At 59.5% G+C, this 12,097-nt stretch carries 12 protein-coding genes; 5 read left to right on the top strand and 7 right to left on the bottom strand.

Annotation, left to right across the window (positions count from 1 at the left end):
* Nucleotides 1-2: 2 nt before the first annotated feature.
* Nucleotides 3-659 carry a response regulator gene (locus G3N59_RS15555; RefSeq protein ID WP_205983509.1) on the bottom strand — a complete coding sequence of 219 codons (657 nt, stop codon included), beginning with the start codon at nucleotides 657-659 and terminating at the stop codon, nucleotides 3-5.
* Nucleotides 660-715: 56 nt separating this feature from the next.
* Entirely contained in the window at nucleotides 716-1,477 is a 762-nt protein-coding gene (locus G3N59_RS15550) for a response regulator (RefSeq protein ID WP_241023473.1), read from the bottom strand.
* 319 nt (nucleotides 1,478-1,796) lie between these two features.
* On the opposite strand from G3N59_RS15550, the gene G3N59_RS15545 reads away from it, so the two are divergent.
* Entirely contained in the window at nucleotides 1,797-2,150 is a 354-nt protein-coding gene (locus G3N59_RS15545) for a response regulator (protein ID WP_241023472.1), read from the top strand.
* A gap of 167 nt (nucleotides 2,151-2,317) precedes the next feature.
* Nucleotides 2,318-2,695: a BON domain-containing protein gene (locus tag G3N59_RS15540; protein WP_205983508.1), complete on the top strand. Its 378-nt coding sequence runs from the start codon at nucleotides 2,318-2,320 to the stop codon at nucleotides 2,693-2,695.
* Between the two features lie 72 nt (nucleotides 2,696-2,767).
* Here G3N59_RS15540 and G3N59_RS15535 read toward each other — a convergent pair whose 3' ends face one another.
* Entirely contained in the window at nucleotides 2,768-4,189 is a 1,422-nt protein-coding gene (locus G3N59_RS15535; RefSeq protein ID WP_241023471.1) for a condensation protein, read from the bottom strand.
* Between the two features lie 214 nt (nucleotides 4,190-4,403).
* On the opposite strand from G3N59_RS15535, the gene G3N59_RS15530 reads away from it, so the two are divergent.
* Nucleotides 4,404-4,961 (top strand): RNA polymerase sigma factor, encoded by a 558-nt coding sequence (locus tag G3N59_RS15530; RefSeq protein ID WP_205983507.1) that lies wholly within the window; start codon nucleotides 4,404-4,406, stop codon nucleotides 4,959-4,961.
* 44 nt (nucleotides 4,962-5,005) lie between these two features.
* On the opposite strand, the gene G3N59_RS15525 is transcribed toward G3N59_RS15530, so the two are convergent.
* Nucleotides 5,006-6,022, bottom strand: a complete 1,017-nt coding sequence (locus G3N59_RS15525) for a HAMP domain-containing sensor histidine kinase (RefSeq protein ID WP_205983506.1) — start codon at nucleotides 6,020-6,022, stop codon at nucleotides 5,006-5,008.
* Nucleotides 6,023-6,357: 335 nt separating this feature from the next.
* On the opposite strand from G3N59_RS15525, the gene G3N59_RS15520 reads away from it, so the two are divergent.
* Together G3N59_RS15520 and G3N59_RS15515 are read left to right on the top strand one after the other, a co-directional pair.
* Complete coding sequence (locus tag G3N59_RS15520; RefSeq protein WP_205983633.1) at nucleotides 6,358-7,104, top strand: response regulator; 747 nt, start codon at nucleotides 6,358-6,360, stop codon at nucleotides 7,102-7,104.
* 89 nt (nucleotides 7,105-7,193) lie between these two features.
* On the top strand, nucleotides 7,194-8,402 hold the full coding sequence (locus tag G3N59_RS15515; protein ID WP_205983505.1) for a cytochrome P450: 1,209 nt from the start codon (nucleotides 7,194-7,196) through the stop codon (nucleotides 8,400-8,402).
* A gap of 15 nt (nucleotides 8,403-8,417) precedes the next feature.
* On the opposite strand, the gene G3N59_RS15510 is transcribed toward G3N59_RS15515, so the two are convergent.
* The 3 genes from G3N59_RS15510 to G3N59_RS15500 all read right to left on the bottom strand — a co-directional run bounded on the left by G3N59_RS15510 (nucleotide 8,418) and on the right by G3N59_RS15500 (nucleotide 11,860).
* Entirely contained in the window at nucleotides 8,418-8,879 is a 462-nt protein-coding gene (locus G3N59_RS15510) for a cytochrome P460 family protein (protein WP_241023483.1), read from the bottom strand.
* A gap of 247 nt (nucleotides 8,880-9,126) precedes the next feature.
* Nucleotides 9,127-9,474, bottom strand: a complete 348-nt coding sequence (locus tag G3N59_RS15505; protein WP_241023470.1) for a response regulator — start codon at nucleotides 9,472-9,474, stop codon at nucleotides 9,127-9,129.
* A gap of 175 nt (nucleotides 9,475-9,649) precedes the next feature.
* Nucleotides 9,650-11,860: a PAS domain-containing protein gene (locus G3N59_RS15500; protein WP_241023469.1), complete on the bottom strand. Its 2,211-nt coding sequence runs from the start codon at nucleotides 11,858-11,860 to the stop codon at nucleotides 9,650-9,652.
* Nucleotides 11,861-12,097 lie beyond the last annotated feature (237 nt).

Below are 12,097 nucleotides of genomic sequence, written 5' to 3'. Positions count from 1 at the left end.
GCTCAATTGCCCGCATGCTGCGCCATGCCGATGACTTCCATCTTTCTCACGAGGTCCGCAACGGATTGCGCTTCGAGTTTGCGCATCGCCGAGCCGCGATGGATCTTGACGGTGATTTCGCTGAGTTTCAATTCGCCCGCAATCTGCTTGTTCAATAGTCCCTCTACGACGTAGAAGACCACTTCGCGTTCGCGCGAAGTCAACAGATCGTAGCGTGCCCGCAACGATGCCTGCGCGCGTGTCCGCTCGCGCCACGCCGCGTGACGGCCAAGCGCCGTCGAGACTGCGTCGATCACGCGCTGCTCCCGCACCGGCTTGGTGAGAAAGTCGATCGCGCCCGCCTTCATCGCTCGAACCGACATTTCAATATCGCCATGCGCCGTCATAAAGACAATCGGCATGTCGATTTCATATCGGCTGGCGCTTTGCTGAAAACTCAGTCCGCTTTCGCCGCGCAGGCGCACGTCCAGTAGCAGGCAACCCGGACGATCCTCTTTGGGGGCACGCAGGAAGTCGTCGATTCGCGTGAACGTGCGGGCACTGAAGCCGGATGAACGAAGCAGACTCGAAAGGGCGTCACAGATGGACACGTCGTCGTCGATGATATAAACGATGCCTTCTTCGACTGGCGTGGCAATCCGGGTATCGTCGTTCTCCATTACGGGCTCCATGCAGTCCGCTGCGCTGCTTTCATATTGTTGAGCGTGACGATCGATCAAGCAACGGCACAGCTTCCGGCCTGCGCTTCATTATCGATCTGCAGCGTGCGTATCTTTCTCACCAGTTCGGCCGTCGTGCGTGCAGCGAGTTTTTTCATCGCACGCGCGCGATAAATCTTGACCGTCATTTCACTCAGCTCCAGTTTGCTCGCCGCCGCCTTGTTCATATACCCGGCGGCAACCAGCATGGCGATATCGCGCTCGCGCGGCGTCAAGCTTGCGAACTGTTCCCTTAGCTGACGCGTTTGACGATATCGGGCGAGGCGATGGGCATCGCGATCCAACGCCTCGGCGACGGACTCGATCATGTCCTGGTCACGAAAGGGTTTGGCCAGAAAATTCACCGCGCCGGCTTTCATCGCGCGCACCGACATTTCGATATCGCCATATCCGCTCATGAATATGATCGGCATCGCAAGATCATTGGCCGCGGCCCAGTTCTGGAATTCCAGACCGCTTTCGCCCTTCAGGCGAACGTCGAGTATCAGGCAACTTGGCGTATCGGGCCGCGCGCGCTCGCAAAAGCTGGCCGTCGAGGGAAAAGTTTCGACCGTAAAACCCACCGATTCCAGCAGGCCCTTGAGCGCTTCCTGGAGCGACGCGTCATCGTCGACGACAAACACTCTCGATTCAGCGGGTTCCGCGTAGCTTCGATCGAACGGAAGCTTTTCTGCCATTCGCATCGGCGTAAAAGATTGCTTTGCGCGGTGATTGATCGCGTGGCGGCCGGATGGGCGATTGCCGTCGATGGGGTACATGCCAAACTCCTCCGGTGTCTGATTCCAGGCTTGCGTCCAAAGGCAATGCCTCGCAGCCGGCAAGCGCGATATTTGCAATCGTTCTGTCATGGTCTTGCGCCGCACTGCACGCGTGAGCCTGGTGGCGCCATCCTTACTGGATATTACCGATGGATGGCGGCAAACCCTATCTATACCTCCGTATAGTTTTAGCGAATGGATGCCTCCTGTAAGCTCGGGCCGCGTACACGCGATGGGTCGCGACTACGAATCACGACACCGCGCCTCGCCATTCCGCACCCCAGCACGCCACGGGAGACATGCATTGTGTACGCCACAAATGATCTGGGTGGTTGACGACGACTCTTCGGTCCGCGCCGGCCTGTCCAGCTTTCTGCGTTCGTTCGATTACGACGTGGTGACTTTCGAATCCGGCCTGGAGATGCTGGCTGCCCTCGGCACGCCGCCGCCACGCTGCATCATTTCGGACGTCCAGATGCCGGGCATGAGCGGCGTCGACATGTTCCTGCGCATGATCGGCGCAGGCTACCGCATTCCCACGATTTTCATCACCGCGTACCCCATGCCCGAGTTGCAGAATCAGGCACTGGAAAACGGTGCCAGCGCTTTCCTGATCAAACCGGTCCGGGGCAACGATCTTGCCGATGCCGTTGCCACTGCCATCGCCCAATAACTGCGCCCCCGATTCGATCATCCACCGTATATCGCGCTGTTGACATTCGTATAGTGCGAGCCACCGAACGTCTGATGGAGACGGGAAAGAAGGCGATCTATGCTTTCCGGCGGGTAAGTCCTGTTTCGAAGACTTTCCGTTCATTCATCCAGTCAACAGGTGATTTCATGACGCTTCGTTCCAATGTCGTTGCCGCGGCGCTTGCCGTGCTGTTCTCCTCAGCCGCCCTCGCGCAGAGCGCCACGCCCGCAGCGGCGACGACCGGCGACACCGCCGCTCCCACCAAGGCGCAACTGCGTGCCGAAATGCGCGCAGACCGCGCGGCCAACCACGCGCTCGCGAAGCAGGTTCGCGAAGCCCTCTACAAGAACAAGGATCTGAACGACACGGATATCGCCGTGTTTGCCAACAAGCGCACGGGCAAGATCATTCTGGCCGGCACGATTCTCGATGAATCGCAGGACCAGATCGCCCAGGATGCCGCATCGAAAGTGCCGGGTGTCCAGACGGTCGCCACCAAACTGACGCTCTACGCAGCACCCTGATCTTATCGGGTTCATCTGAATCGACGTGCGCCGGTTCTATTCGCGCACGTCGCTCGCAACTTCACGATGGCATCAAGCGTTCACCGCTTCGCGCAGCACACGATGGACTTCGTCGAGCAAACCCGGCAGCGCGTCGTAGCTCGTATGGGAAAGACGCAATATGCCGCCGAGCGTGCATACGCCAACCACCTGATCGTCCGCGAAGCCCGAACTCACGAACGGTCCCCACAGCGACTTCAGAGAAACGCCTTCGTATGTCGTGTCAATCGGCTCGCTGCCCAGGTTCGACAACAGTACGTCGAACGCCAGCACATGCGAAAGAAAGCCCGCTGCGTCGTCAACGGAGGGATTCGACGACATGAACGCATCCAGCGCTTTAGTTTCGCTCACAACGGATTGGTGAACTTGCGCGGGTGCGAGCAAGGCCTTGACTTCACGGGCCGCCAGCCAGAATGGCGCACCAAGCTTGCGGTCGTCGATCGTAATGGTCTGCGTGATATATACGCCGCACGCTTTACCGACTCCGTCGATCGCTTTACGCACGTCAATCGGTGTCACCGTGCGAATGGGCCGCGAGCGCCACGCCGGCGACAGGCGCCGCCCTGCCTCATGCACCGCCGCAGCCACTGCACCGTGTACGGTCGTTCCTTCTTTGCGGGCGCGTTCGACCAGCGCCTGCGTGAGCGGTGCGTCGAGTGCGAGCGCAGCGACTTCGGCGCGTGCACCTGACATTGGGCGGAATTCGCGGGGCACAGGCGCGGGGACCATCGCGCCAGGCAAGGCAGCGGCCTGCATTTGCGTACTCAACAGCGTTTCGAACGAAGGTACAAGCGATGGTACAAGCGGCCTATGGTCGAATGAATTTTCCGAAAGCGTACGCAGCAAAGCCTCGATGAGATAAGCGCCGCCCATACCGTCGAGCACGGCATGGTGAGCACAAAGAATCAGTGTCGACTCGCTGGCGCCCTGTAATACGGTTGCACGCACCAGCGGCGCGTCCCACCAGTTGACTGCCGTTGTCATTTCACGCGCGACTTCTTCCTGCCACGACAGCCGTGCGTCGTCGATTATTTGCAGCGGAATTCGCGCATCGGAATCGTGATGAAAAACTGGCGACGATCCGGCGTTCACCGCAATACGTGCACTGAGCAAGGGATGGCGCTGCTGTAGCGTGTGCAAAGCGGCACGCCAGGCATCGTGCGTAAAGATCCGGTCAATTTGCGCGACGAGCGAAAAGTGAATCGGGCGGTTCCGATCGATCAACCAGAATAAATGTTCGGTCGCTCCCAGCTTGCGGATCACGGCCGTCTCGGTCTCGCTGTCACGCTGAATATCGGCTTGCTGATTTTGCATAGGGGTCTTGTGTTCCTGAAAGTGAGAGAAAGCGAAACCAGACATCGCGTCTTCTTCCAGAACACCCAGCCTGCCGATTCCATTCCAATCCGTGCGCCAATCGTTTGTTTCACCTTGTATCTGGCGGCGGCCTCGATACATAAGTTTTCAATACGCGCCTTGCCGGACATATCGCGGATAACTCCAATCGTTTTAATTCAGCTGTCTGCCACGCGCTTTACAACTGCATGCACTTCACCGTTCGAAGTCAGCAAAAACCGCCGCAGACCGAATGTCATTCACCCGCCGGGTGGTCTGTTCAAGGCGACGGTTTCGCCGCTCAATCCTATCGTCAATCATGAACTCAATCAGGACGATGACGCCCGCCGAACTGTCCGCGCTGCTGCCGTCCATGCTTCCTCGTCTTTCGACATTCGCCTTGCGCATTTCGGGCGATCAGCACGATGCCGAGGATCTCGTGCAACGCGCCTGTGTGCGTGCGCTCGAGCGCGTGCACCAACTACACGCGGGCACGTCGCCATTGAGCTGGATGTTCGCCATCGTTCAGTCCACGTGGTTAAACGAAATTCGCGCGCGCGGCGTACGTAGCCGGGCGGGAATGGAGTGGGACGAGGGGCTGCTGGAAACTGTCCCGGACCCTTCTGCGAGCACGCCCGAAGAACAGGCCATGAACGGTCAGATCATCCGGGCCGTGCAGCAATTGCCCGAAACGCAGCGCGTTGTCATGCTGCTCGTGGCGCTTGAAGGATTGAGCTACAGCGAGGCCGCGAAAGTCCTCGACGTTCCCGTCGGCACCATCATGAGCCGGCTTTCACGTGCACGCCAGACCATCAGCGCGCTGTTCACCGATCGGAACGCGAGGCGTGAGAAGCGTGAAAAAGCCGAAGCGACCCGCAATAAAATTGGCGCCTGAGAATAGACGAACGCCTTCTCATGGCTTATTCGGCGCTCACGTACTCAAGCGCTCGAAAGCGGCAGCGTCAGCCGTGCTTCCAGCCCGCCGACGCGGCGGTTGGCAAGTTCGAGTTCACCGCGCATCGCCAGCGTGAGGCGGCGTGCAATCGCCAGGCCCAATCCGCAACCGGGTGCTTCGCCGGGCGTTTCGGGGCCGCGATACCAGGCAGCAAACACTTTGTCGAGGCGTGCCGGCACGATGCCCGGCCCCGAATCCAGCACCGAGAGCACGAGCCGTTGTGCTTCGACCTTCACATCGAGACGAACATCGTCACCGTAGCGCAACGCATTATCGATAAGGTTCATGAGCACGCGGCGCAGCGCATGAGGACACGTGACCACCGTGCGTCCAATCTGCCCTTCGAGTCTCACGATGCGGCCAGCGTCCCGGTAATCGGCAATCAGGGTATTCAGCAAGGCATCGGCGTCGATCGCGCGCATCGGCTCCTCCGCACTACATTGCATGCGCGCGCAGGAGAGACTGCCCTCCACCAGTTCGGCCATTTCGGCGAGATCGCGGGCAAGCGCGCTTCGTAGGGCGGTGTCTTCCACGAGTTCGCTACGCATGCTCATACGTGTAAGCGGCGTGCGCAAGTCATGCGCATAGGCAGCGAGGACATGGAGCAATTCCGCCTGGCGTCGGCTGCGATGGTGAGCGCAGACGTTGATTGCACGAGCAAGACGTTCGATCACCGTCGGCTCTATGCGGTCGGGCAAAATGGCCTCTGTGGCATCGCTCGTACTTTGCTCGAACGATGCTGCCATACGCTGCAGATGCACGTGCAATTCGACGACTTTAAGTACCGCAATCGCGGTCGCGAGCATCGCGGGGAGCGCAAGCGGCAGACCCTTGTAAACAAGCCATTTCCAGCTCAGCGCCTGGGTCGCATACGAGGCGTAGAGGCAGGCGAGCGCGAGCAGGACCCATAAGGCTCGCGAGGCAATGGTAAATGGCCAATACCTGCGCTCGCTTGCGTGGGCATTGAATGATTCAGGCGGATAGATAACACTGGCGTTCATAGCCGTTCTCCTGTGCAGGCCGATTCACACGGGACGGGAACGCGCGATGGACAGGCAGCCGGCCGCCTGCATCGAGAAGCACGAGGGAATTCGTCCTGCCCGGCAGCGTCAGAATAGGCCATGGCCCTATGCGCTCGCCAGTATATGAACGTATAGGTTGGCTTCAACCTGGGTTTGCGCGGCGCAACGGCGTGGCACACGGATATACCAAAGTATGAGTCGCCCTATCCTTATTCACCGGCTCTCACAATCCATCATCGAATAGCAACCGTATGGCGCTGCCGTTAAGCTGATGCAGGCGGCCTCGATGCGCCGCGGCATTGCTTATGACGATCATGGAAAAAATCGACCATATACTGGTCGTCGACGACGACCGCGGATTACGAGAGGTGGTGACGACCTATCTTGAACGTAGCGGCATGCTGGTTTCCAGCGCGGCGAATGGACGGGAAATGCACCATAGTCTGGACAGGCACGTGCCCGATCTGATTCTTCTCGATCTGATCCTGCCCGGCGAGGACGGACTCACGCTCTACCGCAGACTGCGCGAGAGTCGCTATCGCTCGGTGCCCGTTCTGATGCTGACGGGCCGCAGCGACGTCACTGACCGCATCATCGGGCTGGAAATGGGCGCGGACGACTATATGGCCAAGCCGTTCCAGGCGCGCGAACTGCTCGCCCGCATCCGTGCGGTGCTGCGCCGCACGCGTGCGCTGCCGCCTGCGTCACCTTCGCTCGAGGATGCCTGCATTCTAGGCTTTGGAGAGTGGCGTCTCGACACGAGTACGCGTCAACTGCTCGAATCCGACGATACGGTCGTGACGCTCAGCGGCGCGGAATATCGCTTGTTGCGCGTGTTTCTCGACCATGCGCAACGTGTGTTGACGCGCGACCAGTTGCTGAATCTCACCCAGGGCCGCGACGCCGATTCGTTCGACCGTTCGATTGATCTGCTGGTCAGCAGGCTCAGGCAAAAACTCAATGACACCGCGCGCGCATCGCGCTACATCAAGACGCTGCGCAACGAAGGCTATGTGCTTTCGGCAACAGTCACGGTCTGTCACGAAACCTTCGTGGAATAATCTCGCGGTCCCGCGTGTTCCAGGGAAAGGCACAAGCGACCGCTCAGCCCCATTCTCTCTCCTGACGCGATTACTACTTCATTGTCATCATGCAATTCTCAGACTTCTCCTCGCCCGAATTTTTCGCCAACCCTTACCCGCTTTACGAAAAGATTCGCGCGGCGGGGACTTTGCTGCCCGTGGCCCCGAATGCTTTTGTGACCGGTCGCTTCGACGTGGTCGACGCCCTGCTTCGCGATCCGCGAATGGGAAAGACCTACCTGCAAAGCGTCAGCGCCCGCTACGGCACGGAGGCAACGGCGCAACCGGTTTTCCAGTCGCTGAACCGCACGCTGCTGATGATGAATCCCCCAACGCATACGCGCTTGCGTGCGTTGTTGATGAAGACCTTCAATGCGCGGCAAATCGAAAAAATGACTTCGATTGTCGAAGCGACCGCGCATGAGTTGCTCGATCGGATTGATTCGCGCGACGAATTCGATCTGGTTGCCGACTTCGCGTATCCGCTGCCGGTGCGGATTATCTGCCGTCTGCTCGATATCCCCATTGCTCAGGCCACCATACTGGGCGAAGCGGCAGGGCGGCTCGTTGCCGCATTCGATCTCGCGCCGCTGGACGCCAACGCCCTGCGCGCTGCGGACGAAGCCGCGCTAGAACTCGAGCGCTACTTTGGCGAAATCGTGGAGCAGCGCCGCCGCCATCCCGGCGACGACCTGGTTTCGGCGATGCTGGGCGTCGAGGATGAAGGATCGCGATTGAGCGACGAAGAAATCGTCTCGAACGCCGTTCTGCTTTTCATTGCAGGGCATGAAACGACGTCGAATATGATCGGCAATATGATGATTGCGCTGTTCCGGCACCCGTCGCAGCTAGAGGCATTGAAGCAGGACGCGAGCCTGTTGCCGCGCGCGATTGCCGAGTGCATCCGATACGACGGCGCAGTCCAAATGCTGGTGCGCACCGCTTTCGAAGATCTGAGCGTGGCAGATGTGACGCTCGCACGCGGCTCCGTGGTATTCATGCTGATCGGCGCGGCCAACCGCGATCCGGCGATGTTCCCGCAACCCGATTCGCTGGATTTCGCACGCGCGACGAGTGCGCCTTCGTTGTCGTTTGGCGCCGGGATTCACTATTGCCTGGGCGCAAGGCTCGCGATGCTCGAAATGGAGATCGCCATTCAATGCCTGCTGACGCGCTTCCCGGCGATGCAAGCTGTGGATCTGGAGGGATTGGTCTGGCACCGCCGCAACAATCTGCGCGGCGTCACGAGCCTGCCGGTACGCAGCGGGACGCGTTGACGCCGTTTTCGCGCTTCAGGGCGCGTATCGCGTGAATACGTAATCGCGATCCTTCACGCGCGCGGCGTGACAGGCGAAGCATGTCTGATGCTGCGCGAGGTCGGCGGGCACACCGTTGATGAACCGGCCGAACCCCCAACCTCCCGTCGACGCGTAACGGCGCGAGTCCTTCACCATGACCTGCACGGTGGTGGGCTCGCCCGGCACAGTTGCAGGTGCGAAGTCGTCGGACTGCTTCTTTTTATACGCCAGCTTCACCAGAATCGTGCCGTCCGGGAACGGCTGCGTGGCGTTTTTGATCGCCTTGATGGCAAGCGGATTGCCCAGCACGACGCGCAATTCGTCTAGCGGCGCGGCTTCTGCTGCGGGCGCAATCATCTGCCATTCGCGGTAGCCTTGCGGTATGGTCACGCCGTAAATGGGCGACTCGCCTCCCGCTATGGCAGCCTGACTCGCAGCGCTCAGGAGCAGCACCATCGGAGCAAAGAACCGTGCGCCAGGTCGAAAGCAATTCATTCGTTTATTCTCGCGTTTAATTTCTCTGGGGATGTCTAATTCGTAATGCAAAATATTTTTGATGGGATCCACTTTGCGCGGAAGCACCCGAAAAATAGCATGCAGCCCGAGCGTAGCATTGCGCGTGCACGCCGCACCATACAACGGTCGGTTTAGAACCCTATACGCAGGTATAAGCGCACGCGGAAAGCGCGCTGAAATCAGTGCTTCAGCTTTCGCCTAACGCGGTCTTGAGTGCAGCAAGAAGTGCCGTATCGCTGAATGGCTTGTACAGGCAATCGATCGCGCCCTGGTTGAGCAGGCGCTCACGCTGCACCTCATCCTGATGTGCCGTGATGAAAATCACCGGAATGCCTTTACCGAGCCGTTTCAATTCGCGGAATAGTCCCGCGCCGCCCATACCCGGCATGTTGAGATCGAGAATCAGGCAATCGGTTTGATCGGGAATATCGGACGCAAGAAACGCCTCCGCGGACGCAAATACGCTCACGGTATATCCGAACACGCTTACCAGATCGGGAAGCGACTCCCGCACTGCTTCGTCATCATCGACCAACGTAACCAGCATCTTTGCCCCGCGGAAACTGCCTGAGACAGGCGGCGTCGCTCAATCATTCAATGGCGACGCCGTTTGACCCTGGATCAAACACCGAACGATGCCCGATTCCACCGGCGGCGTCCAGCATACAGAAGTATGTTTGCGTGGCTTTCCATCAGTGCGACTGCGGCGGCTAACCGGCGGCGTAGACAGGAAGGTCGAAGGAGAAAATAGCGCCGCCGCCATCCGCGGGCATTTCGGCCCACAGGCGGCCGCCCTGGTTTTCGATGATGGAGCGGCTGATTGCGAGGCCCACACCCATGCCGTCCTCCTTGGTCGTATAGAACGCGTCGAACAGCCGTTCCGCATCGTCGGGATCGAAACCGATGCCCGAATCGCAGACCGTCAAACGCACCATGCCATCCTGACCGGCTGTGGTCTTGACCCACATGACGCGCAACCGGTCATTCACTTCGCGCATGGCATCCGCGCCATTGCGCAAAAGATTCATGATGACCTGCTGAACCTGAACGCGATCGCATCCCGCAAGCGCTGCATCGACGGCAAAATCCGTGCGCACGATGACGCGGGCGCGATCGAGATCGTTTTGCGTCAGCGCGATAACCTCCCGCGCGGTATGCGCCAGATCGACCGCCTCGATCGTGGCACTCCGTTTGCTGAAGAGCGCGCGTAGCCGCGCAATGACATCCGCAGCGCGATGGCCGTCGCGGATCGTGCGTCGCGCGGTTTCCTGCGCGACCTCGATATTGGGCGGCACCGCCGCCAACAGGCGCAAACAGGTGCTGGCATTCGTCACGATGCCGGCCAGCGGCTGGTTGACTTCGTGCGCGATCGAAGCGGTCAATGCGCCCAGACTCATGACTCTCGAAACGTGCTGAAGCTCCGAGCGCGCCTTGTCGAGCGCCTCTTCCGAAGCACGACGCTGGCTGATATCGAGCGTCGTGCCGATATATTCGTGCCGCCCGGGTTGATCGATTGCCCGATGCGCGATCAGATGAAGATGCTTGATAGACTGGTCCGGCATCACAATCCGATGCTGACATTCAATATCGGTATCGCCGCGTTGTCCCTGTTCGACGAATTGCGAAACGAAGCGCAAATCCTCGGGATGACAGCGAGCAATAATCTGTTCGAGCGTCACCTGCGCATTCGGCTCCATGCCGAAGATGTGATAGAGCTGCTCCGACCACGCGATCTCGTTCGTATCGACCTGCCACGAGAAATTGCCCATTCTGGCCAGCGCCTGGCCTTCGGCGAGAAACGCCTCGCTGCGACGCAACTCTTCTTCCGCACGCTTGCGGTCGTCGATATCGATATTGATGCCATACCATTTGATGACGTTGCCGTCCTGATCCCGCAAGGGACTCGTGCGAAACAGAAACCATCGGTATTGGCCGTCGTAGCGCTTCATACGCGCTTCTGCAGCGCCCGGCATCCGGCTCGCCATAATGTCGCTCCAGACGCTCATCAGGCCGGGAAGATCCTCGGGATGCACGGCCTTGGTCCATTCGTGGTCGCGCACCTGCTCGAAGGTGCGGCCGAGATAGTCGAGGTAATAACGGTTATAGAACTCGCCGGTGCCGTCCGGGCGCGCCGACCAGATCAAGGCGGGAAGCGCGCTGATGGTCTCGTTGAGGTGGCGCTCGCTCTCCGCGAGCGTGATTTCCGCCCGCTTGCGATCCTCGATATCGATCGACAACAGGAACCAGTGCAAGATGCTGCCGTCACGGTCACGCAGCGGAAAACCGCGCACATTGGTCCATCGATACGTGCCGTCGGCGCGGCGATGCCGGCTCTCGACGTTGTACGTCGTGCCGTTGGCGAGCGATGCCTCCAGACCCGCCACCGCAGGACCGAGATCCTCCGGGTGCACGACTTCGTCGCCCCGCCACGCCTTGAGTTCTTCGACCGATTTGCCGAAATAGTCACGCGTCAGCTGGTTTTGACTTTCGACTTCGCCGGTGGGCGACGTGACCGTAACAGGCACGGGAATGCTCTCGACAATCAACTGCAGATCGAGCTCGCGGCGTTTCAGTGCGTCTTTTGCCTGGTGTAAATCGTCGACATCGTTGCACAAGGCGCACCAGCGCACGATCTGGTTTTCAGCGTCGCGAACCGGGTTGAATTGCATGACGAACCAGCGATACTCGCCATCCGCGCGTCGCAAACGTGCCTGAATTTCACCGCCCTGCCCGGAAACCCGAATAGCGCCGAAGCCTTCGAGTAATGGCGCGAGATCGTCCTGACTGACGGCGTCCTGCCATTGCCCGCCCGATGACGCGTCAATACCGAGGCCGGTGTAATCGACCCATTTGCGGTTCACGAAATCGACCGAACCGTCGGGACGAGCGGTCCAGGCAATGGTCAAGAGCCCATCCAGCATGACGCCTAGATCCATTGCCAATCCCATCATCGCCATCATCGTTCTGATATTTGTGAGCAGGCACCGAACTCGCGAGGATTCGTAAAAGCCTGCATTGAAGGTGGTTTAAGCGATTTAAACAGGGAATTGGGAAATTATCCCATGTGAAAATAAACGTCGCAACAGCACGGACGTTTCCGGACATCCTGCAATCTGGTTGCGGGCGCATCGAATCTCACGTGAGAGCGTGAGACCAGG

This window comes from Paraburkholderia sp. Ac-20340, from assembly GCF_017104965.1.
In the GTDB taxonomy this organism is placed as follows: Bacteria; Pseudomonadota; Gammaproteobacteria; order Burkholderiales; family Burkholderiaceae; genus Paraburkholderia.
The sequence above is the reverse complement of the archived record's forward strand: the minus strand, read 5'-3'. Positions and strand labels throughout refer to the sequence as shown.

Bases quoted from the DNA above. Each gene is read 5' to 3' on its own strand.
- G3N59_RS15520 (WP_205983633.1), top strand. From the start codon at position 6,358: ATGGAAAAAATCGACCATATACTGGTCGTCGACGACGACCGCGGATTA.
- G3N59_RS15500 (WP_241023469.1), bottom strand. From the start codon at position 11,860: ATGCTGGATGGGCTCTTGACCATTGCCTGGACCGCTCGTCCCGACGGT.
- G3N59_RS15535 (WP_241023471.1), bottom strand. From the start codon at position 4,189: ATGTATCGAGGCCGCCGCCAGATACAAGGTGAAACAAACGATTGGCGC.
- G3N59_RS15555 (WP_205983509.1), bottom strand. From the start codon at position 659: ATGGAGAACGACGATACCCGGATTGCCACGCCAGTCGAAGAAGGCATC.
- G3N59_RS15550 (WP_241023473.1), bottom strand. From the start codon at position 1,477: ATGTACCCCATCGACGGCAATCGCCCATCCGGCCGCCACGCGATCAAT.
- G3N59_RS15510 (WP_241023483.1), bottom strand. From the start codon at position 8,879: ATGGTGCTGCTCCTGAGCGCTGCGAGTCAGGCTGCCATAGCGGGAGGC.
- G3N59_RS15545 (WP_241023472.1), top strand. From the start codon at position 1,797: ATGATCTGGGTGGTTGACGACGACTCTTCGGTCCGCGCCGGCCTGTCC.
- G3N59_RS15525 (WP_205983506.1), bottom strand. From the start codon at position 6,022: ATGAACGCCAGTGTTATCTATCCGCCTGAATCATTCAATGCCCACGCA.
- G3N59_RS15530 (WP_205983507.1), top strand. From the start codon at position 4,404: ATGACGCCCGCCGAACTGTCCGCGCTGCTGCCGTCCATGCTTCCTCGT.
- G3N59_RS15515 (WP_205983505.1), top strand. From the start codon at position 7,194: ATGCAATTCTCAGACTTCTCCTCGCCCGAATTTTTCGCCAACCCTTAC.
- G3N59_RS15540 (WP_205983508.1), top strand. From the start codon at position 2,318: ATGACGCTTCGTTCCAATGTCGTTGCCGCGGCGCTTGCCGTGCTGTTC.